Raw genomic sequence first — 23,398 nt, 5'->3', positions numbered from 1 at the left:
GGACCAACAAAACAGCAGCCGATTCAGGCAGCGTCACAGCCATGCTGAAACGGATCATGTCGGAAAACGGCCGTGATCATGTCGGCGGCTATGTCTTTGCCGTGATCTGTCTGATCACCGTTGCCTTGACCACGGCATTCACCGCCTGGATCATGGAATCGGTTATCAACGAAACCTTTGCCAATCGACGCGCCGATCTCATCTGGCTGATCTGCGGGGCCATCCTTGCCTCGTTCGTGTTGCGCGGCTTTGCCAGCTACGGCCAGGCAGTGACCCTCTCCAAGATCGGCAACAACATCGTTGCGCGCTATCAGCGCCGGCTTTTTGCCCATCTGATGACACTGTCGATCGGTTATTTCTCCGACGCGCGGTCGTCGCATCTGGCAGCCCAGATCAGCCAGAACATCGACGGTATCCGCGATGTGCTGAACCTGACGATTACCTCGCTGGCGCGAGATCTGCTGACGCTGATCGCACTGGTCGGCGTGATGATCTACCAGGACGCGCTGCTGACGCTGATGGTCTTCGTCATCGCGCCGCCGTTGCTGCTGGCGCTGCGCTATATCTCGAAGCGGCTGCGCAGCGCGACACGGGAATCGGTGCTCTACAACGCGCATGTCATGGGCGCGATGCAGGAGACGATCCAGGGCATCGCGATCGTCAAGGCCTTCACCATGGAAGACGAGTTGTCGCGCAAGATACAAGGCACGATCGATTCCGCCGAACATCGCTCCAACCGGATTGCCCGCCTGAGCGAGCGCACCTCGCCGCTGACCGAAACCTTTGCCGGGGTGGCCATCTCCAGCGTGCTTGCCTATGCCGCCTATCAGTCGATCTATGGCGGCATGCTGCCGGGCGCCTTCTTCTCCTTCGTCACCGCGCTTTTGCTCGCCTATGAACCTGCCCGACGCCTGGCGCGCCTGCAGGTGCATATGGAACGCGCCGTGGTCAATGCGCGGATGATCTACGACCTTCTCGACATGCAGCCGCACCAGCGCGACAAGGACGGAGCAAAGCCGCTGTCCGTCAGCGAGGCGAAGATCGAGTTCCGCGATGTGCAATTTGCCTATGGTACCAACGAAAAGACGCTGAAGGGCCTGAGCTTTACCGCCGAGGGCGGCAAGACGACGGCGCTGGTCGGCCCATCGGGCGCCGGCAAATCCACCGTGATCACGCTCATTCCGCGGTTCTACGACCCGATGGCAGGCCAGATCCTGATCGATGGCCAGGACATTGCCAACGTGACCAAGGCATCGCTGCGCCAGCACATCGCCTATGTCTCGCAGCAGCCCTACCTTTTCGAAGGCACGATCCGCGACAATATCCGCTATGGCCGGCCCGATGCCACGGATGCAGAGATCGAAGAGGCGGCCAGGCTTGCCTATGCGCATGACTTCATCCTGGCACAGCCGATGGGTTACGACACGCCTGTCGGCGAAAACGGCGTGACACTGTCTGGTGGTCAGCGCCAACGGCTTTCGATCGCCCGTGCGCTGGTACGCAATGCGCCGATCCTGCTGCTTGACGAGGCCACGTCGTCGCTCGATACCGAATCGGAAGCCGCAGTGCAGAAGGCGCTCGACGAGGCAATGAACGGCCGTACCGTCGTGGTGATCGCGCACCGGCTCTCGACCGTGATGAATGCCGACAAGATCATTGCGATGCAGGACGGGCTTGTGGTCGAAGAAGGCACGCATGAGAGCCTTGCGAAGCAGCCGGGCGGGCTCTACGCTCGCCTCAACAGCCTGCAATCGGCGCCAGCCGAGCCAGAAACGCTCTAGGGACGGATGACCATGGATACCCCGATGAAGCTTGTCGTTGTCGGTGCTGCCGGCCGTATGGGCAAGGCCTTGATCCAGGTGATTGCCGATGCCGACAATGTGGTTCTGCATGCCGCTCTCGGGCGGCCAGGATCGGTCGTGATCGGAAGCGATGCCGGTGAGATCGCAGGGTGTGGCCATCTGGGCGTTGCGATCACCGACGATCCGCTTTCCGCTTTCCTGCATGCCGATGGCGTGATCGATTTCAGCGCCCCGGAGACGACGACGGAATTTGCGGCACTCGCCGCCCAGGCGCGTATCGTGCACATCATCGGCACGACGGGTTGCAGCCCGGACCATGAAGCAAAAATCGACGCTGCCGCGCGGCATGCCCGCGTGGTCAAGTCGGGGAACATGAGCCTTGGCGTCAACCTGCTGTCGGTTCTGGTGCAGCAGGCAGCCAAGGCGCTTGAAGCATCCGGCTGGGATATCGAGGTGCTGGAAATGCACCACAAGCACAAGGTCGATGCACCTTCGGGGACGGCACTCCTTTTGGGCGAGGCTGCGGCTGCAGGCCGGGGCGTCGACCTGGCCGAGGCATCCGTGCGGGTGCGCGACGGGCATACCGGCGCGCGCGAAAAAGGCTCGATCGGCTTTGCCACCCTGCGCGGCGGCTCCGTCGTTGGCGAACATTCCGTCATTCTGGCAGGCGAAGGCGAGTTGGTGACCCTGTCGCACAGCGCGCTGGACCGCTCGATCTTTGCCCGTGGCGCCCTAAAGGCCGCGACCTGGGCCCGGGACAAGAAACCCGGACGCTATACCATGCTCGATGTTCTCGGGCTTTCTTCCACCCACTGATCGTCAAGAGAGGAATTGTCGATGACCGGTACACTCGTGCTCGTCCGCCATGGCCAGAGCGACTGGAATCTGAAGAACCTGTTTACCGGCTGGCGCGATCCCGACCTGACGGAGCTCGGCGTGCAGGAAGCCAATGCCGGCGGCAAGGCGCTCGCCGACTACGGCATCAAGTTTGACGTGGCCTTCACCTCTGTACTGAGCCGCGCCCAGAAGACCTGCGACATCATCCTTCAAAACGTCGGCCAGACCGGCCTAACGACGATCAAGGACGAAGCCCTGAACGAGCGCGACTATGGTGACTTGTCGGGTCTCAACAAGGATGATGCCCGGGCCAAGTGGGGCGAGGAACAGGTGCATATCTGGCGCCGTTCTTACGATATCCCGCCTCCGGGCGGCGAAAGCCTGCGTGACACCGGCGCGCGTGTCTGGCCCTACTACCTGACCGAGATCCTGCCACGCGTGCTGCGGGGCGAGAAGGTTCTGGTTGCGGCGCACGGCAATTCGCTGCGCTCGCTGGTCATGGTGCTCGACAAGCTGACCAAGGAGCAGATCCTCAACGTCAATCTCGCGACCGGCGTGCCTATGGTCTACAAGCTGAACGCCGATTCAACCGTCGCTTCCAAGGAAGTGCTCGGCGACATGTCCGGCGCGCACTAACAGCGTTTCGGATGAGGGATCTGGAAGCCGCCGCGAGGCGGCTTCTTGCGTTTCAGCTGCGGATTGTGAACTGGACCCGGTCGGCTGGAAATCGGGTCACGGCATACTGGATCGGCACACCATCGATATCGGTGTTCAGGGCGCGTGTGACCAGGATGATGGCGCCCGGTGTCAGCTCCAGGGTCGCGACATCGTCAGGTTCGGCATGCACGGCGGAGATTTCCGTCACTTCGCGCAGATAATCACGCACGCCGCAGGCGGCCAGCGCCTGGGTGATCGAGCCTGTTCGGCGAAATGCCTCGTCGATGCCCTCGAAGCGGGCCGCCGGGAACCACATGGTCGAACAGGAGACTGCGCGGCCATCGGCCTTGCGCACGCCATCAAGACGCAGGAGTGGCGCTCCCGTCGCAAGCTTGAGACGTGCGGCAATGTCGGTGGTGGCACTTTCGCGACCAGAATTCAGCAGCAATCCCTTGATGTCGCGCGCCTGGTCGCCGATGCCTTCGGTGAATCGGGTGCGGCGGCCGATCGGGAAGTCGAACTTGTCGCGCCGCTCGATCATGGTGCCGCGCCCCTGCACCGCACGGACCATGCCCTCCTGCGCCAGGGCGGACAGGGCAGCACGGACGGTATGGCGATTGACACCGAACTCCTCTGCCAGCGCCGTTTCGGCCGGCACCATACCGGCGGCATCATAAGCGCCACTGGCAATATTGGCGCGGATCCGGTCTGAAATCTGCCTCCACAGGGCCACGCCCTTCTGTCTCTGGATCACCGTTGGCCCTCGCCTGTCATATGCTTGTCATGCCTTGCGTTTACTCATACATTAACTTGTATGGTTGTCTATATTATTAGACATTATGAGGAATTGCAATGGACGCTATGAAACAAACGATGACCGACCAACACTCCGGTCGAAAGCACATCGTCGATCTTCTCGCCCGCGCGACCAAGGCAGAGCTGCAGACTGCTTTCGACACCCTTTCGCCCGCGCCGAGCTTTGCGCCGCTGCGTGGTCCCGAGACCGGACTGGTGATGGTGCGTGGACGGATCGGCGGCGGCGGGGCTGCCTTCAATCTCGGCGAAGCGACCGTGAGCCGCGCCAGCGTTCGGCTTTCGACCGGCGAAATCGGCCATGGCTACCGGCTCGGCACCGACCGGGCCGCGGTGACGCTCGCCGCCGTGATCGACGCCGTCGCCCAGGACGAGTGGCAAAGGCAGTCGCTGGAGACGGGCCTGTTGGCCACGGTCGCAGCACGGATCGCCGATGAAGAGAAGCGAACCGAGCAGGAAACGGCCGCCACGAAGGTCGATTTCTTCACCATGGTACGGGGAGAGGACTGATGGACAACAAAAACGAAAGCCTGATCGGCGGCTTCCCGGATGCCGTCTACAATGCCCAGAGCGTGTTTCGGGTGCTGATGGATTGCATGGCCCGGCCAGGCTCGCGCGGCACCGTGCTTCCGCCTGTCGCGCCGCCGGCACCGCTTGGCATTGCCGCGGGCGCGCTGCTGCTGACGCTTTGCGATCACGACACGCCGGTGTGGCTGACGCCAGGGCTCAGCAAATCGGCCCTGCCCGACTGGATCGGCTTCCACACCGGTGCGCCCCTGACCCGAGAAAAGACCGAGGCGCGCTTTGCCTTTGCCGAGGTCAAGGCGATGCTGCCGTCCTTTGCGCATTTTGCCCTTGGCAGCCAGGAATATCCGGACCGCTCGACGACCATCATCGCGGAGGTCGAGGCCCTGGATGGCGGCAGGCCGCTGCAGCTTGCCGGCCCCGGCATCCGCGAAACGGTGCAGATCGCACCGAAGGGTCTGCCGGAGACATTTCTCCGGCAATGGACGGACAATCGCGCGCTGTTTCCGCGCGGCGTCGATGTCGTGCTGACCGCCGGACGCCAGCTCATTGCCCTGCCCCGCACCTGCAAGATCACCGCCCTGGAGGCCTGAGCCATGTATGTAGCCGTCAAAGGTGGCGAAACCGCCATTGCCAATGCACATCGTCTGCTGGCCGACAAACGTCGCGGCGACCGCTCATTGCCGAGCATCACAATCGACCAGATCATCGAACAGCTTGGCCTGTCGGTCGACCGGGTGATGGCGGAAGCCTCGCTCTACGACCGTTCGCTGGCCGCCCTGGCCTTGAAGCAGGCGCGCGGCGACATGATCGAGGCGATCTTCCTGCTGCGCGCCTATCGCACCACGCTGCCACGCTTCGGCACGTCGCTGCCGGTCGAGACGGGTGCGATGCGCGTCGAACGGCGCGTGTCGGCCACCTACAAGGACCTGCCGGGCGGCCAGTTGCTCGGTCCGACCTTCGACTATACCCACCGGCTGCTCGACCCCTCGCTGCTGGAGGACGAAACCGTCGAGGAGCCGATGATGCGCGAAGACGGCGGCGAGCATGTCATGCGCGTCTCCGACATTCTCGATGGCGAAGGCCTGATCGAGCCGGATGGCGAGATGCCGCAGGATCACATCGCCGGCGACATTACCCGTGAGCCGATGGAATTTCCGATGCCGCGCGATCTTCGGCTGCAGGCCCTGGCCCGCGGCGACGAAGGCTTTCTCCTGGCACTCGGCTATTCGACCCAGCGTGGCTATGGCCGCACGCATCCCTTTGTCGGCGAAATCCGCATGGGACAGGTCGAGATCGAATTCGACGTCCCGGAACTTGGTTTTTCCGTCTCGCTCGGTGAAATCCGCGTGACCGAATGCCAGATGGTCAACCAATTCAAGGGGTCTGCCAAGGCACCGCCGCAATTCACCCGCGGCTATGGCCTGGTTTTCGGCCAGAGCGAGCGCAAGGCGATGTCGATGTCGCTGGTCGACCGGGCGCTGCGCACACAGGAATTCGGCGAGGACGTGGTGGCACCGGCGCAGGACGAGGAATTCGTCATTTCTCATTGCGACAACGTCCAGGCGACCGGCTTCGTCGAACACCTGAAGCTGCCGCACTACGTGGACTTCCAGGCCGAGCTCGATCTCGTTCGCCGCATGCGGGCGAAACACGAGGCCACACGCCAGGAACAAAACGACATGAAGGAGGCTGCCGAATGAGCGATCTCGCCACCTACAACTTCGCCTATCTGGACGAACAGACCAAACGCATGATCCGCCGGGCGATCCTGAAGGCGATCGCCATTCCCGGTTATCAGGTGCCGTTCGCATCTCGCGAAATGCCGATGCCCTATGGCTGGGGTACCGGTGGGGTACAGGTGACGGCCTCGATCATCGGGCCACAGGACGTGCTCAAGGTCATCGACCAGGGTGCGGACGACACGACCAATGCCGTCTCCATCCGCGCGTTCTTCCAGAAGGTCGCCGAAGTTGCCGTCACCACCCATACCGGCGAGGCATCGATCATCCAGACGCGCCACCGCATTCCGGAAGAGACGCTGCGGGAAGGCCAGGTGCTGGTCTACCAGGTGCCGATCCCCGAACCCTTGCGCTTCCTCGAGCCGCGCGAAACCGAGACACGCAAGATGCATGCGCTGGAAGAATACGGCCTTATGCATGTGAAGCTCTACGAGGACATCGCCAAGCACGGCCGCATCGCCACCACCTATGCCTATCCGGTCAAGGTGCATGGCCGCTACGTGATGGACCCCTCGCCGACGCCGAAGTTCGACAATCCGAAGATGCACATGTCGGAAGCACTGCAGCTGTTCGGCGCTGGTCGCGAGAAGCGGATTTATGCGGTGCCCCCGTTCACCGAGGTGGTCAGCCTGGATTTCGAGGATCACCCCTTCGAGATCCAGACCTTCGACAAGCCGTGCGCGCTCTGCGGCGCCGAGCATGTCTATCTCGACGAAGTGGTGCTCGACGACAAGGGCGGGCGGATGTTCGTCTGCTCGGATACCGATCATTGCGAAACCCGCCAGGCCGAGGGCCATGTCGGCGCGATGCTGGCAACCAGCAAGGAGGCTGCGGAATGAGTGACCAACCGCTTCTCAAGGTTCGCAACCTGTCGAAATTCTACGGCAACCGGATCGGTTGCAACACGGTGTCCTTCGATCTGTGGCCCGGCGAAGTGCTGGCGATCGTCGGCGAAAGCGGCTCGGGCAAGACCACCCTGCTCAACTGCCTGTCGACCCGGCTGATGCCGACCACCGGCAGCGTCGACTATCACATGCGCGACGGCCAGTACCGCGAGCTCTATCACATGAGTGAAGCGGAACGCCGTTTCCTGATGCGAACGGACTGGGGCTTCGTGCACCAGAATCCGGCCGATGGCCTGCGCATGACGGTCTCGGCCGGCGCCAATGTCGGCGAGCGACTGATGGCGATCGGCGACCGCCACTATGGCAATATCCGCCAGACCGCGACCGAATGGCTGGAGCGGGTGGAAATTTCCAACGACCGCATCGACGACCAGCCGCGTGCGTTTTCCGGCGGCATGCGCCAACGCCTGCAGATCGCCCGCAATCTGGTCACCGGCCCTCGTCTTGTGTTCATGGACGAGCCGACCGGCGGTCTCGACGTTTCCGTGCAGGCACGCCTGCTCGATCTCGTTCGCGGTCTGGTCAATGACCTCGGCCTTTCGGCCATCGTCGTCACCCATGACCTTGCCGTCGCCCGCCTGCTGTCACACCGGATGATGGTGATGAAGGACGGTCACGTCATCGAGCAGGGGCTGACCGACCGCGTGCTCGACGATCCCCGCGAACCCTATACCCAGCTGCTCGTATCCTCGATCCTGCAGGTCTGACGGAGAAAAACCATGGCAACGCCTCTCGTCGTCTCCGAAGTCTCGAAGAGCTTCACCATGCATCTGCGCGGCGGCCTCAAGCTGCCGGTGGTCGCCAATGTCTCGTTTTCCGTTGCGGCCGGCGAATGCGTCGTCCTTGGCGGCCCGTCGGGCATCGGCAAAAGCTCGATCCTGAAGATGCTCTACGGCAACTACGCCGTGGATGCCGGCCAGATCCTGATTTGCCACCAGGACAGAATGGTCGATATCGCCAGTGCCGACCCGCGTCAGGTGCTGGAAGTTCGGCGCGGCACGCTCGGTTACGTGAGCCAGTTCCTGCGCACCGTGCCGCGCGTATCGACGCTCGATGTCGTGGCAGAGCCGCTGGTCGCCCGTGGGGTATCGACGGAAGCCGCCCGCGCGCGCGCCGCCGAATTGCTGGCAAAGCTGAACCTGCCGCGCGATCTCTGGCAACTGCCGCCATCGACATTTTCCGGCGGCGAGCAGCAGCGCGTCAACATCGCGCGCGGCTTCATCACCGACCATGCGGTCCTTTTGCTCGACGAGCCGACAGCCTCGCTGGATGCGGCAAACCGCGCCGTGGTAGTCGAGATGATCCGCACCAAGAAGGCAGAAGGCGTGGCCCTGCTCGGCATCTTCCACGACGAAGAAGTGCGTGAACTCGTCGCCGACCGCATTCTCGACGTTTCGCAATTTTCGCCCCGGAAAGTGGCCGCATGAGCAAGCAACTCGGTTTACAGCCCTTTGTTCACGAGACCGCGCGCGTGAGCAATTCGACGCTCGGCCGCTATATCGAAGTGTCGGAGCGCTGCCGGCTCGATGAAGTCGAAATGGGTGATTATTCCTACATCATGCATGATGGCGCCGTGTGGTGCGCAACCATCGGCAAGTTCGCCAATATAGCGGCCTCAGTGCGTATCAACGCCACCAACCATCCGACATGGCGGGCAACGCTGCATCATTTCACCTACCGGGCGGCCGACTATTTCGAAGGTGCGGAAAACGACCACGACTTTTTCGAATGGCGGCGCGAGAACCGCGTCAGCATCGGGCATGACGTGTGGATCGGTCATGGGGCAACGGTACTGCCCGGCGTGACGGTCGGCAATGGCGCCGTGATCGGCGCCGGTGCCGTCGTGTCCAAGGATGTCGCACCCTACACAATTGTCGGAGGCGTGCCGGCCAAGCTCATTCGCGAGCGGTTTCCCAAGGCCGTGGCGGACGGCATGGAGCGGCTGGCCTGGTGGGACTGGGAGCATGACCGGCTTTTTGCGGCACTGGAGGATTTTCGCCACCTCGAAGCCGAAGCATTCGTTGCAAAATACTGCTGATTTCCATGTTAAATCATATCGTTAGTTCATTTTACAAAACCGACATGAATCTGACATTGGGACTTCACGCAAAGCTACTAGATCGGAGCACGTTCCGTAGACATGACGGCGAAGGACCCAAGATGCGTTTCAAGTTGGAAAACCTCAACCGCCAGTTCGGCAGCAACAAGGCTGTTGATTCTGTCACGCTCGATATTCCTGCGGGCCAGATGGTCGGCGTGATCGGCCGCTCGGGAGCGGGCAAATCGACGCTGCTGCGGATGATCAACCGGCTCGTCGATCCAACCTCCGGCAGCATCCGTTTCGGCGATACGGAAATTTCGACACTGCGTGGAGCCGCTCTGCGCAACTGGCAACGCGACTGCGCGATGATCTTCCAGCAGTTCAATCTCGTACCACGCCTCGATGTCTTGACCAACGTTCTGCTCGGCCGTCTCAACCACCGTTCGACGGCGCTCAGCCTGCTCAATATCTTTTCCCGCGAAGAGCGGCTGATGGCAATCGCCGCCCTTGAGCGCCTCGGCATCGAGCAGACCGCGCTTCAGGCCGCCGGCACGCTTTCAGGTGGCCAGCAGCAGCGCGTGGCGATCGCCCGCGCCCTGATGCAATCACCGAAAATGGTTCTCGCAGACGAGCCGATCGCCTCGCTCGATCCGCTGAATGCAAAAATCGTCATGGATGCCCTGAAGGATATCAACGAACGCGACGGGATCACCGTCGTCACCAATCTGCATACGCTCGATACGGCGCGCAACTACTGCGAACGGATCATCGGCATGGCACGTGGCCGCGTCGTCTTCGACGGCACCCCAGGCGAGCTGACTGCGGAAGCGGTGCAGGAAATCTACGGCGCGGACCAGCATGGTGGCGGCATCGACGAAACGATGACATCGACCAGCATCAACATTCCTGCCCATCAGAACAATGTTGCGGCAAAGACCCCATCAGCCGGCCTTCGCCCCTTGGCAGCAGCCGAGGCCTGAGCGCCCGCAAAGATCGCAAGCCCGCGTCAAGGGCGACCGGTTCCAGAACCACCTCACGCATCCCATGAAACAGGAGATGAACTCATGTTGAAGAAGACTTTGCTTGCCACGGCAGCGCTCGTCGCTCTCGCCGGCTCCGTGCATGCCGAAGACCTCAAGGAATTCCGCATCGGCATTCTCGGTGGCGAAAACGAAGCCGACCGCCTGCGCAACTACCAGTGCATGACCGACAAGCTGCCGGCCGTTCTCGGCGTGGAAAAGGTCTCGCTGTTTCCGGCCGCCGACTATGACGGCGTCATCCAGGGCCTGCTCGGCGGCACGCTCGACTATGCCGAACTCGGCGCCTCCGGCTATGCCAAGATCTATCTCGCCAAGGCCGATGCCGTCGAGCCGATCCTGACCACCGTCCAGACTGACGGTTCGATGGGCTATTACTCGATCATGGTTGCCCGCAAGGACAGCGGCATGACCAAAGTCGAAGACATCAAGGGCAAGAAGCTCGGCTTTGCCGACCCGGATTCGACCTCGGGCTATCTGATCCCGACCGTCACCCTGCCGGAAGCCATCGGCGGCCCGGTCAAGGAATTCGTGGCGGAAACCGGCTTCGGCGGCGGTCACGAGAACCTGGTTCTCGAAGTGCTCAAGGGCACGTTCGACGCCGGCACGACCTTCGGCTCCGGCGTTGGCGATTTCAAGGACGGCTACACCTCGGGCAACCTGCGCAAGATGGTCGACAAGGGCATCCTGAACATGGATGACCTGGTCGAACTGTGGAAGTCGCCGCTGATCCCGAACGGCCCGGTCGTCGTGCGTACCTCGATGAACGAGGACATGAAGACGAAATTCAAGCAGTTCATGATGGACCTGCCGAAGTCTGACCCGGCCTGCTTCTCGGCCGTACAGGGTGGCGATTTCACAGGCTTCGCCGAGGTCAATGTCGACTTCTACAAGCCAATCATCGACGCCCGCAAGGCAACCATCGGCGGCTGATACGCCACACCGACACCAAGGCCGCCGGTCGATGCGCTCGACCGGCGGTTTGCTTGTCAAAGAGACGATGGCCGGGCGGCTTTCGAGGGGATTGTTTCATGCGTCTAACCGCAACTCATCCGCAGCTCAGCGAACGTGGCGCTCTGGTCGAGCAACACTGGCAGGAACTTGCGTCGCGTCGGCGGATGTATACGCTGTTCGGCGTCGTGCTTCTGCTTGTCGCGGTCAGCGGCTCCTTGTGGTTTGCCAATGAAACCAATTCCGGAAAATTCTTCGACCGCCTGCCCTATCTCTTCGATTTCGTCGAGGAGCTGGTGCCGCGAGACGCGACCGAAATCTGGCGCGCGATGTTCGATCTCGCCTCGCCCTATGACGACGGCAGCCTGAAATACAATTATCCGGAAGGCCGTCTCTACATTACCGAAACGCTGTACATCCCGGAATACATCTACAAGATGGTCGAAACGATCAATATCGCGCTGTTTTCCACGGTGATCGGCGCGATCTTCGGCTTCTGCCTTTGTTTCCTTGCGGCGAAGAACATGATGCCGATCGCCTGGATCCGCTGGCCGGTTCGCCGGATGATGGAAATCCTGCGCGCCTTTCCCGAGGTGGTGATCGCCGGCTTCTTCCTCGCGATCCTGTCTCTCGGGCCGATCCCGGCGATCGCGGCGGTGTCGCTGCATACGATCGGTGCACTTGGAAAACTGTTCTTCGAGGTCGTCGAGAATGCCGACATGCGGGCCGATGAAGGCCTGCGCGCCGTCGGCGCCAACTGGTTCGAACGGGTCTGGTTCGGGATCACGCCGCAGGTCATGCCGAATTTCGTCAGCTATTTCCTGCTGCGCTTCGAAATCAACGTGCGCGCATCGACGATCATCGGCGCCGTCGGCGGCGGCGGCATCGGCGAATTGCTGCGCTTGTCGATCAGCCAGGGCCATGAGGCCAAGACGCTGGCGATCGTGCTGCTGCTGCTGATCACCATCATCGGCGTCGACCAGCTGTCCGCCAGCCTCCGACGCAAGCTGGTCGGCGAGCAGGCCTTCCAGTCGGTTCAGTGAGGATAGATCCCATGTCGATGACCAACACCGCCGAACTGAACCGTCTTGCCGAACGCTATCCGCATGTGCTGGAGCGGTCCTTGTGGCAGCGCTTCCGCGCGCCGTTCTCGATCGGGCTGCTTGTCATCTATCTGAGCTTCAGCTGGTGGTTCTTTGCGTTCGGCAAGACGATCTCCGAGGCCAACTGGGGGATTGCCGGCAATTATCTCGCCGACTGGGTGTCGTTCGAGATCCGGCCGGATTTCGAGATTGCCGCCGACGGGGCGATCAACATCGTCTATCCGCGTTTCGACCCGATCGGCCCCAATCCCAATCCGGACTGGATCAATGCCCAGCGGGAAGACATGACGCGCACGGTTGCCGCTGATGCGGCGACACCATCTGTCGCGGCACCCGTTGCTAAGGCGCCTTCGGCTTTCAGTTTCATGCCGAAGCCGACAGATGGAGCCGCAGCGCCGCTTGCGGCGCCGACAGCTCCGACCACGGTCACCGAAGAGGTGATCACGCAGGCAACCGTGACGCTCGGCTCCAAGGCGCATGCCGACATCACCCCGGACCGGGTCACCCTGGTGCGCAGAGGCGAAAGCATCGACCTGACGCTCGACCATGCCGGCGATACGGTCACCCTCAACGGTGCAAAACCCGACTGGATCGACCAGCGCAGCGCCGGCGGCCGCGTGGTTGCCTATTTCGGCTTTGCCGGCTGGGTCGAGGTCAGCGCCGACCGCGTCCGCATACGCAAGCGTTTCCTCGGCTGGGAGAATTTCGTCTTCGACACCAATTCTCCGTTCTTCGACATGCCGATCGCCAAACTGGCGGACACGATCGTATCCGGCGAGCGCGTCGATCCCAAGATGAGCAATCTGGCGCTTGCCTGGAACAACTTCCTCTACAACGCCTCTTGGCAGCACCTCGACGTCTGGACCAAGCTTTTGCAGACCGTCGTGATGGCCTTTGTCGGCACGTTGTTTGCCATGATCGTCGCGTTTCCGCTGTCGTTCATCGCGGCGCGCAACATCACGCGCAACCGGCCGGTCAACCAGGTGACCAAGCGGCTGTTCGACTTCCTTCGCTCCGTCGACATGCTGATCTGGGCACTGTTCTTCACCCGTGCCTTTGGCCCCGGACCGCTGGCCGGCATCTCGGCGATCTTCTTCACCGACACCGGTACGCTCGGCAAACTCTATGCGGAAGCACTGGAAAACATCGATGACAAGCAGCGTGAAGGGGTGAAATCGGTCGGCGCGCCGGCGATCGCCGTGCAGCGCTACGGGGTGGTGCCACAGGTGCTGCCGGTGTTTGCCTCGCAGGCGCTGTATTTCTGGGAAAGCAACACGCGCTCGGCCACCATCATCGGCGCGGTTGGCGCCGGCGGCATCGGCCTGAAGCTGTGGGAAGCCATGCGAACCAATTCCGACTGGGAAAACGTTGCCTATATGGTGCTGCTGATCCTGATCGTGGTCTTCGTGTTTGACGCAATCTCGAATAGCCTGCGCTCGCGGCTGATGGGTACGAAGCACTGATTGCGCCGCGATCGCTGCAACATTTCGAAATTTCAGGACAGGTCCTTGCGATACGCCATATATTTCACCCCGCCCGCCGATGATCCGCTGACCGTGGCCGCCGCCGCCTGGCTGAAGCGGGATGCCTTCAGCGGCCGCGAAGCGGATCTTGGGGATCTCGAGGGTCTCGATCAGGACGAACATCATCGCATCACCGAAGATCCGCGGCGCTACGGCTTTCATGCGACGCTGAAGGCGCCGTTCGAACTGGCCAAAGGGCAAAGCGAGACGGGTCTAATCAGCGCGCTGGAAGCCTTCTGTGGCCGGGAGTTCAGCTTTAGCCTGCCAAGCGCGGTGGTCGGGCAACTGGGACCGTTCTTTGCAATCATTCCCGGCGCCACACATCCACCGCTGCAGGATTTTGCCGCCCGAGTGGTCGAAGGGTTCGAACGGTTCCGGGCGCCGTTGTCCGATGCCGATATCGCAAGGCGCAATCCGGACAGGCTTGGCGCGGCACAACGGGAAAATCTGTTGCGCTGGGGCTATCCGCATGTCTTCGACGCCTTTCGTTTCCACATGACGCTGACCGGGCCGATTGCATCCGAACGCAGCGACACGGTCGCGACCGTAGTCAAACGGCGCTTTGCGGATTTCGTCCACAAACCGCTGACGATCTCGGGACTTGGCCTGTTCATCGAACGCGAGCGCGGCGCGCCCTTTACCATTCACTCCTGGCATCCGCTGATCGGGGCCTGACACAACAGCAGGGACGACCATGTCTATCGAATTTGCCATCAACAATGCGCGCATCGTGCTGCAGGACGAGGTCGTTTCCGGCTCGGTTCTCGTGCGTGACGGAAAAATTGCCGATATCTCGGAAGGCAAGGTGCAAGCCGGTGAGGATTTCGACGGCGACTATCTGATCGCCGGTCTGGTCGAACTGCATACGGACCATCTGGAAGCGCATTACTCGCCCCGGCCGGGTGTGCGGTGGAACAAGATGTCGGCGATCCAGGCGCATGACGCCCAGGTCGCCACCTCCGGCATCACCACGGTCTTCGACTGCTTGCGCATGGGTTCGGACGAAGACGGCGGCTTTGCCAAGGGTGAGATGCGCGAGATGGCGGATGCCATCCAGGCAGCCGAGCGGGAAGACCGCCTGCGCGCCGAGCACCTGATCCACCTCCGCTGCGAGGTGGCATCCGACAACGTGCTCGATCATTTTTCCGATTTTGCCACCGATCCGCATGTGCGACTCGTCTCGCTGATGGACCATTCCCCGGGTCAGCGCCAGTTCCAGACGATGGAACAGTACACGCTCTACTACAAAACCAAGCGCGGCCTTTCCGAAGAAGCGTTCGCGCGCTTCGTCGAAGGGCGTTTGCAAATGTCGGAACGCTATTCAGCGGTGCATCGCGACACGCTTGCGGCGATCTGTGCCGAGCGCGGGATCACGGTTGCCAGTCACGACGACGCGACGCTGGCGCATGTCGAGGAAGCGAAGGGGCACGGCGTGAAACTGGCGGAGTTCCCGACCAGCTTCGAGGCGGCACAGGCTTCCCACACGGCTGGCATGAGCGTGCTGATGGGCGCACCGAACGTGGTGCGCGGCAAGTCGCATTCGGGCAATATCGCCGCGCGCGATCTGGCAAAGCACGGCGTTCTCGACGTTCTTTCCTCGGACTACGTGCCGCTCAGCCTTTTGCATGCGCCCTTCGTACTGGCCGACGAGATGGATGGCCTGTCTCTACCCGAGACGCTGGCCATGGTGACGTCGACACCGGCGCGGACTGTCGGCCTTGACGATCGCGGCCGCATCGCTGCAGGATTACGCGCAGATCTCGTTCGCGTCCGCCGCGCGGAAGGCGTTCCGGTCGTGCGCTCGGTCTGGCGCGCAGGACAAAGGGTTGCCTGATGGCAGAGCATGCGAGACAGACCCGGCCGGCACGACCTCCAGGTACACTTGTCGCCGTGGTCGGGCCAAGCGGTGCCGGCAAGGACAGCCTGATCCAGTTCGCGATGGCGCATTTTTCCGGACAACCTGAGGTTCATCTGGTTCAACGGGTCATTACCCGGGCGGCCGATGCCGGCGGCGAAGATCACGTCGCCGTGTCGGCAGCCGATTTCGAGGCGCGGCAGCAAGCCGGCGACTTCGCCGTGCACTGGGATGCGCACGGCCTGCGCTACGGTATTCCAGCCAGCGTCCTCGACCAGCTATCCGAAGGGCATGTGGTAGTCGCCAATGGCTCCCGCTCGGTCCTCGACCGCTTCCAGCGGGCATTTGCGTCACTGCTCGTCGTCAATGTCACCGCGCGGCCGGAGGTTCTGGCCGCGCGGCTGCAGGCACGCGGACGCGAAAGTGCAGCGGATATCGAGGCACGCCTGACGCGCGGCGGATCACTGTCCATTCCCGCCCAGTACAATTGCCTGACCATCGACAACAGCGGCCCCCTGGAAGAGGGAGGGCGCAAGCTGGTCGCTGCGCTGGAAGGACTGCTGGCGGCAAGGCCGGCCCAACAGTCCTGAGGCGCTTACGCGGCTTTACGGCTTGCGCATGAAGCTCTGCAGCAGTTCCGCCAGGGCTTCAGGTTGCTCGACGCTCGGGATATGGGCGCAGTCCTCGATGACCTCGAAGCGCGCATCCGGGACGAGGCTGGCAGCGGCCTCGACGACATCCGGCGGAGTTGATCCGTCCTGATCCCCCACAATGAACAGGGTTGGAACCGTGACGGTCGGCAGGATATCGGAAAAGTCGGTGTGGCGCAGGGCTTCGCAGGTTGAAAGATAGCCGGCTGTCGACTGGCGCGTCATCATCAGGCGATAGCCTGCCAGGTCATCGGCGCGATCCGCGTGGAAAGCCGGCGTGAACCAGCGCTGCAGGGCGTTGTCGGCTGCACTTTCCAGGCCATTGGCACGTATGCCGTCGATACGCTGGCCCCAGATTTCCGCCGTGCCGATCCTGGGCGCCGTGTCGCAGAGCACGAGCTTGCGGAAGAGATCGGGGCGCGCCTTCCACAGGCCCTGACAAACCAGGCCACCCACGGAGAGACCGCAGAACGTCGCCTTCCTGATGCCGAGCTCATCGCAAAGCGCCGCCAGATCCGCAACGAGGTCATCCATGGTGAACGGCGTGTCGGGACCGCCGGACAGGCCATGCCCACGGCTGTCATACAGCAGCACAGACACATCCTCACCGAGTTCGTCGAACAGCGGCAGCCAGATGCGGAAATCGGTGCCAAGCCCGTTCGAAAAGACGATCAGGTTCTTGGCCTTGGCTTCGCCGATCAGCTCATAGTGGACGACGTTGCCGTTGATTGTTTTAAAGGCCAAGGCCCTGTTCTCCTGTTTGATCGGAACGCGCGCTCAATGCGCTTCGTCCCAGTTATGTGCGGCGCGTGCATCGACCTTCAGCGGCACCCGCATGGATACGGCCGGCATGGCGGCATTTTCCATCGTATCGACAATCAGCGGCATCGCAGCCTCGATCGCATCATCCTCGACCTCGAAGATCAGTTCGTCATGAACCTGCAGCAGCATGCGCGCATGGTCGCCAAGGCCGGCCTTGGTGAGTACCGGTTCGACCTTGATCATCGCGCGGCGAATGACGTCGGCCGCCGAGCCCTGGATCGGTGCGTTGATCGCGGCACGTTCGTTGAAGGCACGCATAGAGGGGTTGGATGAGCGGATTTCGGGATAGTAGGCGCGGCGGCCGAAGATCGTTTCGACATAACCGTTTTCGCGGGCGAAGGCCTTGGTGCTCTCCATATAGTCCTTGATGCCCGGGAAGCGCTCGAAATATTTCTTGATGTAGTCGCCAGCCTCGGAGCGTTCGATCGACAACTGATTGGCAAGACCGAAGGCGGAAATGCCGTAGATGATGCCGAAGTTGATCGCCTTGGCGCGACGGCGGACCTCCGACGGCATGCCTTCGACCGGCACGCCGAACATTTCCGATGCCGTCATGGCATGGATGTCGATGCCATCGGCAAAAGCCTGACGCAGCTGCGGAATGTCGGCGACATGGGCGAGCACACGCAGCTCGATCTGGCTATAGTCGGCCGACAGGAGCTTGTGGCCCGGGGTCGAGATGAAGGCGGTGCGGATCTTGCGGCCTTCGGCCGTGCGCACCGGAATGTTCTGCAGATTCGGCTCCGACGAAGACAGGCGGCCCGTTGTGGTCGAGGCCAGCGAATAGCTGGTGTGGACGCGCCTGGTCAGCGGATGCACATAGCCCGGAAGCGCATCCGTGTAGGTGGATTTGAGCTTGGTCAGCTGGCGCCAGTCGACGATCTTGCGCGGCAGCGGCGCACCTTCGGCAGCAAGATCCTCGAGCACTTGCGCGGAGGTCGACCATTGGCCGGTCTTGGTCTTGGAGCCGCCGGGCAGGCCCATCCGGCCGAACAGAATATCGCCAAGCTGCTTGGGCGAGCCGATATTGAAGCGCTCGCCGGCGAGTTCGTAGACTTCGTCTTCGGTGGCTGCCGCCTTCTGGGCCAGCTCGCCGGAGAGACGCGACAGGATCTGCCGATCGACCGTGATGCCGCGCTCCTCCATGTCGGCCAATACCGGAACCAGCGGGCGTTCGAGGCGCTCGTAGATCCGGGTCAGACCCTCGGCCGCAAGCCGCGGTTTGAGGACCAGCCAGAGGCGTAGCGTCACGTCGGCGTCTTCGGCAGCATATGCGGTCGCCTTGTCGATATCGACATGATCGAAGGTGACCAGAGACTTGCCGGAGCCGGCAACCTCCTTGAAGGCGATCGGGGTGTGGCCAAGCCATTTTTCCGACAGGACGTCCATGCCGTGATTGCCCTTGCCGGCATCCAGCACGTAGGACATCAGCATCGTGTCGTCGAAGCCTTCGATGACGATGCCGTGGCGCTTCATCACCAGGTAGTCGTATTTGAGGTTCTGCGCCACCTTCAGAACAGCCGGGTCCTCCAGCATGTCCTTCAGTGCCGCCAAAGCATCGGCCATCGGGATCTGGCCCTCGGTCAGCTTGACGCCGTCGCTGAACAGATCGTCGCGCCCGGTCTTGTGGGCCAGCGGCACATAGGCCGCGTGGATATCGGCAGAGCCCGGAGACTTGCGGTTGTCCTGGATGGCGAGCGACAAGCCGACAAGCTCCGCCTGCATCGGATCGACGGAGGTGGTTTCCGTATCGAAAGCAACGAGACCCGTCTCCCTGGCATCGGCAACCCACTGCTGCAGCTGCGCCAGGTCGCGGATCGTCACATAGGTACTGCGATCGATCGGAGAGGTGGAGAAGGCATCGGCGCGCGCCTTGGCGAGTTCGGAAGGTCTGGCGCCATCGGCATCGCCGCCATCGGAAGCCGCCGGGATTGCGGCAGCCGGGCCGGCAGGCTCTGCCGCCGCCACAGGTTCGATGTCGAGATCCGGGCCATGGGCACGGCCGCCACGCTCGACAGGCACGTCCGCCGCATCGATCACCGCGGCATCGGCACCGGTTGCCTCGGCGACGCGACGGGTAAGCGTGGTGAATTCCATCGCCTTCAGGAAGGCGATCAGCCGGGGCCCGTCCTGCGGCTCCAGCGTCAGGTCTTCGAGCGCCATGTCGAGCGGCACGTCGGTGCGCAACTCGACCAGCTGGCGCGAGATGCGGGCGAGATCGGCATTGGCGATGATGTTCTCGCGGCGTTTCTGCTGCTTGATCTCGCCTGAGCGGGCAAGCAGCGTTTCGAGGTCGCCGAACTCCTCCAGCAGCTGGGCTGCCGTCTTGGGGCCGATGCCGGGAATGCCGGGCACGTTGTCGGTCGAGTCTCCGGTCATGGCCTGCAGGTCGATCATCTTTTCCGGTGGCACGCCCCATTTCTCGATGACGTCCGGGATCCCGATCTGCTTGTCCTTCATCGCGTCGTACATGTGCACGTTCGGCGTGACGAGCTGCATCAGATCCTTGTCGGACGAAATGATCGTGACATCGGCGCCGATGGCTTCGGCAGCGCGGGCATAGGTTGCGATGATGTCGTCGGCCTCAAAACCTTCGGTCTCGATGCAGGGCAGGTTAAAAGCGCGTGTGGCGTGGCGGATCAGGCCGAATTGCGGGATCAGATCCTCGGGCGGCGCCGTGCGGTTGGCCTTGTACTGATCGTAGAGCGCATTGCGGAAAGTCTTCGACGAATAGTCGAAAATGACCGCGAAATGGGTGGGCGTCACGCCGACATCGGTGTTGCGGGCATCGCGCAGGAGTTTCCACAGCATGTTGCAGAAGCCGGAGACCGCGTTGACGGGCAGGCCGTCGGATTTGCGGTTCAGCGGTGGAATGGCGTGAAACGCCCGGAAGATGAATCCGGAGCCGTCAACGAGGAAGAGATGATCGCCTTTTTTCATGTCGGCATGGATAGCGCGGGGCGGCGGAAAGGTCCATTGCGCTTTAGCTGCCCAACTGCAAATTCACCGCTTGAGCGGCACGCGCCGGGCACACCGGATGACGGCAATCTTGCGACAATCCCGCAATCACGAAAAAGTTTACCGATTTGTAATAAGCGCTTCCCTTGAAAAACCACATTCCGCCGCACATTTGATACTCATCGACGCCTGATCACGTCGTAGTCTGAATGAGGCTCGTCCCCCGCCGCTTCAGACTTGGACAAAGGCCTTATCCCCCTCTCCGGGCCTTTGTCCCTATATTCTGAAGCCGTCGTGGCAGTCCCCCCGCCCGCCACGACGGCTTTATTTATTCGGAATGCCTCATCCAAAAATGGTCAGCCCCGGGAATGGATCGCATGCGATATTCCCGTGAAGGCAAACAGCGACATGTTCAGTCCCATGGCCCATGAACGCTCAGAATCGGCCACTTCCCTTGCGACCCAGCTGGCGCGCGGCTTTACCCGTGCCCTGCAAAGCCGGGCGGCGCGGCTTGGCTTTTCACCAGGCCAGTTTCCGATCCTGCTGGAACTGTGGGAGGAGGAAGGCCTGACGCAGCGACAATTGCTCGACCGGGTCGATGTCGAGCAGGCGACCATTGCCAACACGCTGGCCCGGATGGAGCGCGACGGGCTGATCGAGCGGCGCATCCACCCCAAGGACAAGCGCGCGCAACAGGTTTTCCTGACCGAAAAGGCAAGGTCGATGCGGGGTGAAGCCATGGCGGCAGCGGAGGACGCGGAGCAGGCCGTCTTTGCCGGATTCCGACGCTTCGAGAGGGAATTGCTGAAAGAATACATTCGCTGGGCAATCGCCAACACGCGCAAGCTGTGAATCGGGCAAATCTCGCGCTTGAGAAAAAATCACGTCCCGACAACCTCGAAACCGCCAACGCTTTGCTCTATCGTCCCGCCGATTTCAATCGCGCAGGATATTGCCATGACCGATCTTTCCCCTCTCCTTGCCAAGGCCGACGAGACCTTGCCGCAGAGCCTCGAGCGACTTTTCGAGCTTGTGCGCATTCCGTCGATCTCGACCGATCCAGCCTTCAAGGCAGATTGCCAGCGGGCCGCCGAATGGCTGGTCAAGGAACTGAACGACCTTGGCTTCACGGCCTCCGTGCGCGAGACGCCCGGCCATCCAATGGTTGTTGCCCATCATGCTGCGGCCAGCGAAGACGCGCCGCATGCCCTGTTCTATGGCCACTATGACGTACAGCCAGTCGATCCGCTGAACCTTTGGGAAGACGATCCGTTTGCACCGGCGATCAAGGAAAAGGACGGCCGCAAGGTGATCACCGGCCGCGGCACATCCGACGACAAGGGCCAGCTTTTGACCTTTCTCGAAGCCTGCCGCGCCTACAAGGCGGTCAACGGCAACCTGCCGGTGCGCATCACGATCCTGTTCGAAGGCGAAGAGGAATCCGGCTCGCCATCGCTGAAGCCCTTCCTCAGCGCCAATGAAGCCGAACTGAAGGCGGATTTCGCCTTGGTCTGCGACACCAGCATGTGGGACCGGGAAACGCCGGCCATTGCCGCTGCCCTGCGCGGCCTTGTGGGCGAGGAAATCACCATCACCGCCGCGGACCGCGACCTGCATTCCGGCCTGTTCGGTGGTGCGGCGGCCAATCCGGTGCATATCCTGACGCGAATCCTAGCCGACCTGCACGACGAGACCGGCAAGGTGACCCTGCCCGGTTTCTACGACGGCGTCGAGGAAACCCCGGCGAATATCAAGGCATCGTGGGACAGCCTCGGCCGCACGGCGGAAAGCTTTCTCGGTGAAGTCGGCCTCTCGGTTCCGTCCGGCGAAAAGGGCCGCTCGGTTCTCGAGCTCACCTGGGCACGGCCGACGGCGGAGGTCAATGGCATCATCGGCGGCTATACCGGCGAAGGTTTCAAGACGGTGATCGCGGCCAAGGCCTCGGCCAAAGTCTCGTTCCGTCTTGTCGGCGACCAGGATCCAGCCAAGATCCGCGAGAGCTTCCGCAACTATGTGCAGTCGCGCATTCCGGCCGATTGCTCTGTCGATTTCCACGAACATGGCGGCTCGCCGGCCATCCAGCTATCCTACGATTCCCCGGTTCTGACCAAAGCGAAGAACGCGCTGTCGGATGAGTGGCCAAAGGCTGCGGTGGTCATCGGCATGGGCGGCTCGATTCCTATCGTCGGTGACTTCCAGAAGATGCTGGGCATGGATTCGCTTCTGGTCGGTTTTGGCCAGGTGGATGACCGCATCCATTCTCCCAACGAGAAATATGACCTGAATTCGTTCCACAAGGGGATCCGGTCCTGGATCCGGATCCTCGACGCGCTTGCGAAAAACTGAACCTAGAAAAGCAAAAAGGCCGGTGAAAACCGGCCTTTCCTTTACGTTTCTACATCCCTGCCAGTACATCCGTGGTCAAAAACGGAAACGTGCCATGCGATCTGCAGTGTCCGCGCTATGCGCACTCACACCCTGACGCCCAGAATGGGGCCTGATGCTTAACACCGGGTTAACTCCGACGAGAACGCTGGAAGGGTTCTGAATGCCGGGCTCGCCGCGTGGCTCAAGCATAGATGGGATCTCGGCTGCATTTTTCAAGGCGATGCACTTCATGTCGGTCGCGCCTTGCGCAAATCGTCGGCGCTGGCGTAACCTTGGCGCATGAGCCTTGAAACCGTCCGCAGTTTTTTCCTCACCCACGCGCCTGAGATTTCCGTGATTGTCACGGCAACCAGTTCGGCGACCGTGCCGCTGGCTGCCGAAGCCCATGGCGTCGTGCCCGACCAGATCGCCAAGACGATCTGCCTCAGGATCGGCGAGGACGTCGTGCTGGTGGTAACCGCCGGGACCAAGCGGCTCGACAACCGCAAGTTCAAGGACAGATTCGGCGTCAAGCCACGCATGCTCGATGCCGATGGCGTCGTGGCGGCGACGAGCCATCCGGTTGGCGGCGTCTGCCCTTTCGGCCTGCCGTCGCCACTCAAGGTATTTTGCGATCACTCGCTGCAAAGTTTCGGCGAAGTGGTTCCTGCCGCCGGCGCGACGAATGCCGCGGTTCGGATCTCGCCGCAGCGGATGGCCGAACTGACCGGTGCCGAATGGGCTGATCTCTGCCAATAAGACAAACGGCAGACCTCGGGAAAGCGGCCTGTTTACGGCCTCTTAACCACC

23 protein-coding genes are annotated in these 23,398 nt (G+C 62.0%); 20 read left to right on the top strand and 3 right to left on the bottom strand.

What is annotated here, in order from left to right; genetic code table 11:
* Positions 1 to 41: 41 nt before the first annotated feature.
* From IM739_RS03690 to IM739_RS03680, 3 genes are read left to right on the top strand one after another with little or no spacing between them, the layout of a single operon-like run.
* On the top strand, positions 42 to 1,781 hold the full coding sequence (locus IM739_RS03690; protein ID WP_237369878.1) for an ABC transporter ATP-binding protein: 1,740 nt from the start codon (positions 42 to 44) through the stop codon (positions 1,779 to 1,781).
* Positions 1,782 to 1,805: 24 nt separating this feature from the next.
* Entirely contained in the window at positions 1,806 to 2,618 is an 813-nt protein-coding gene (gene dapB, locus IM739_RS03685; protein WP_237369877.1) for a 4-hydroxy-tetrahydrodipicolinate reductase, read from the top strand.
* A gap of 21 nt (positions 2,619 to 2,639) precedes the next feature.
* Positions 2,640 to 3,275 (top strand): 2,3-bisphosphoglycerate-dependent phosphoglycerate mutase, encoded by a 636-nt coding sequence (locus IM739_RS03680; RefSeq protein ID WP_007600437.1) that lies wholly within the window; start codon positions 2,640 to 2,642, stop codon positions 3,273 to 3,275.
* A 52-nt stretch (positions 3,276 to 3,327) separates the two neighbouring features.
* Here the strand turns inward: IM739_RS03680 and phnF are convergent, their stop codons facing one another.
* Entirely contained in the window at positions 3,328 to 4,050 is a 723-nt protein-coding gene (phnF, locus tag IM739_RS03675; protein ID WP_237369876.1) for a phosphonate metabolism transcriptional regulator PhnF, read from the bottom strand.
* A 98-nt stretch (positions 4,051 to 4,148) separates the two neighbouring features.
* Here phnF and phnG point away from each other — a divergent pair, with 98 nt between their 5' ends.
* The 14 genes from phnG (at position 4,149) to phnN (ending at position 16,381) form a co-directional block, all read left to right on the top strand.
* Complete coding sequence (gene phnG, locus IM739_RS03670) at positions 4,149 to 4,619, top strand: phosphonate C-P lyase system protein PhnG (protein WP_237369875.1); 471 nt, start codon at positions 4,149 to 4,151, stop codon at positions 4,617 to 4,619.
* The gene (gene phnH, locus IM739_RS03665; RefSeq protein WP_237369874.1) at positions 4,619 to 5,227 is read left to right on the top strand and encodes a phosphonate C-P lyase system protein PhnH; all 609 of its coding nucleotides are present in this window, start codon (positions 4,619 to 4,621) and stop codon (positions 5,225 to 5,227) included. The genes phnG and phnH overlap by 1 nt, the downstream gene beginning before the upstream one ends.
* Positions 5,228 to 5,230: 3 nt before the next feature.
* Positions 5,231 to 6,337, top strand: a complete 1,107-nt coding sequence (locus IM739_RS03660) for a carbon-phosphorus lyase complex subunit PhnI (RefSeq protein WP_237369873.1) — start codon at positions 5,231 to 5,233, stop codon at positions 6,335 to 6,337.
* Positions 6,334 to 7,215: an alpha-D-ribose 1-methylphosphonate 5-phosphate C-P-lyase PhnJ gene (locus tag IM739_RS03655; protein WP_237369872.1), complete on the top strand. Its 882-nt coding sequence runs from the start codon at positions 6,334 to 6,336 to the stop codon at positions 7,213 to 7,215. Before IM739_RS03660 ends, IM739_RS03655 begins: the two co-directional genes overlap by 4 nt.
* Positions 7,212 to 7,988, top strand: a complete 777-nt coding sequence (gene phnK / locus IM739_RS03650) for a phosphonate C-P lyase system protein PhnK (protein WP_237369871.1) — start codon at positions 7,212 to 7,214, stop codon at positions 7,986 to 7,988. The genes IM739_RS03655 and phnK overlap by 4 nt, the downstream gene beginning before the upstream one ends.
* Positions 7,989 to 8,000: 12 nt before the next feature.
* The gene (gene phnL, locus IM739_RS03645; RefSeq protein ID WP_237369870.1) at positions 8,001 to 8,708 is read left to right on the top strand and encodes a phosphonate C-P lyase system protein PhnL; all 708 of its coding nucleotides are present in this window, start codon (positions 8,001 to 8,003) and stop codon (positions 8,706 to 8,708) included.
* Positions 8,705 to 9,319, top strand: a complete 615-nt coding sequence (locus tag IM739_RS03640) for a DapH/DapD/GlmU-related protein (protein ID WP_237369869.1) — start codon at positions 8,705 to 8,707, stop codon at positions 9,317 to 9,319. Before phnL ends, IM739_RS03640 begins: the two co-directional genes overlap by 4 nt.
* Before the next feature lie 122 nt (positions 9,320 to 9,441).
* Positions 9,442 to 10,302, top strand: a complete 861-nt coding sequence (gene phnC / locus IM739_RS03635; protein WP_237369868.1) for a phosphonate ABC transporter ATP-binding protein — start codon at positions 9,442 to 9,444, stop codon at positions 10,300 to 10,302.
* An 84-nt stretch (positions 10,303 to 10,386) separates the two neighbouring features.
* Positions 10,387 to 11,292 (top strand): phosphonate ABC transporter substrate-binding protein, encoded by a 906-nt coding sequence (gene phnD, locus IM739_RS03630; protein ID WP_237369867.1) that lies wholly within the window; start codon positions 10,387 to 10,389, stop codon positions 11,290 to 11,292.
* Between the two features lie 98 nt (positions 11,293 to 11,390).
* The gene (gene phnE / locus IM739_RS03625; RefSeq protein ID WP_237369866.1) at positions 11,391 to 12,353 is read left to right on the top strand and encodes a phosphonate ABC transporter, permease protein PhnE; all 963 of its coding nucleotides are present in this window, start codon (positions 11,391 to 11,393) and stop codon (positions 12,351 to 12,353) included.
* A gap of 11 nt (positions 12,354 to 12,364) precedes the next feature.
* Entirely contained in the window at positions 12,365 to 13,876 is a 1,512-nt protein-coding gene (gene phnE, locus IM739_RS03620) for a phosphonate ABC transporter, permease protein PhnE (RefSeq protein ID WP_237369865.1), read from the top strand.
* 45 nt (positions 13,877 to 13,921) lie between these two features.
* Positions 13,922 to 14,611, top strand: coding sequence for a DUF1045 domain-containing protein (locus tag IM739_RS03615; protein ID WP_237369864.1), 690 nt, complete (start codon positions 13,922 to 13,924; stop codon positions 14,609 to 14,611).
* 19 nt (positions 14,612 to 14,630) lie between these two features.
* Positions 14,631 to 15,770: an alpha-D-ribose 1-methylphosphonate 5-triphosphate diphosphatase gene (locus IM739_RS03610; RefSeq protein WP_237369863.1), complete on the top strand. Its 1,140-nt coding sequence runs from the start codon at positions 14,631 to 14,633 to the stop codon at positions 15,768 to 15,770.
* Positions 15,770 to 16,381 carry a phosphonate metabolism protein/1,5-bisphosphokinase (PRPP-forming) PhnN gene (gene phnN, locus IM739_RS03605; protein WP_237369862.1) on the top strand — a complete coding sequence of 204 codons (612 nt, stop codon included), beginning with the start codon at positions 15,770 to 15,772 and terminating at the stop codon, positions 16,379 to 16,381. Before IM739_RS03610 ends, phnN begins: the two co-directional genes overlap by 1 nt.
* Before the next feature lie 15 nt (positions 16,382 to 16,396).
* Here the strand turns inward: phnN and pcaD are convergent, their stop codons facing one another.
* Together pcaD and polA are read right to left on the bottom strand one after the other, a co-directional pair.
* Entirely contained in the window at positions 16,397 to 17,185 is a 789-nt protein-coding gene (gene pcaD, locus IM739_RS03600) for a 3-oxoadipate enol-lactonase (RefSeq protein ID WP_237369861.1), read from the bottom strand.
* 33 nt (positions 17,186 to 17,218) lie between these two features.
* Positions 17,219 to 20,203 (bottom strand): DNA polymerase I, encoded by a 2,985-nt coding sequence (polA, locus tag IM739_RS03595; protein ID WP_237369860.1) that lies wholly within the window; start codon positions 20,201 to 20,203, stop codon positions 17,219 to 17,221.
* 438 nt (positions 20,204 to 20,641) lie between these two features.
* Between polA and IM739_RS03590 the strand changes: the two genes are divergently transcribed.
* From IM739_RS03590 to IM739_RS03580, 3 genes are all read left to right on the top strand, one after another.
* Positions 20,642 to 21,073 (top strand): MarR family winged helix-turn-helix transcriptional regulator, encoded by a 432-nt coding sequence (locus IM739_RS03590; protein ID WP_237370968.1) that lies wholly within the window; start codon positions 20,642 to 20,644, stop codon positions 21,071 to 21,073.
* Between the two features lie 105 nt (positions 21,074 to 21,178).
* A complete protein-coding gene (locus tag IM739_RS03585) occupies positions 21,179 to 22,567 on the top strand; it encodes a dipeptidase (RefSeq protein ID WP_237369859.1) in 1,389 nt (462 codons plus the stop codon).
* A gap of 321 nt (positions 22,568 to 22,888) precedes the next feature.
* Complete coding sequence (locus IM739_RS03580) at positions 22,889 to 23,347, top strand: YbaK/EbsC family protein (protein ID WP_237369858.1); 459 nt, start codon at positions 22,889 to 22,891, stop codon at positions 23,345 to 23,347.
* The last annotated feature ends 51 nt before the right edge of the window (positions 23,348 to 23,398 follow it).

Origin of the sequence: Rhizobium sp. SL42, assembly GCF_021729845.1 — a bacterium.
Classification (GTDB): Bacteria; Pseudomonadota; Alphaproteobacteria; order Rhizobiales; family Rhizobiaceae; genus Allorhizobium.
This window is presented reverse-complemented; position numbering and strand designations above follow the sequence as displayed.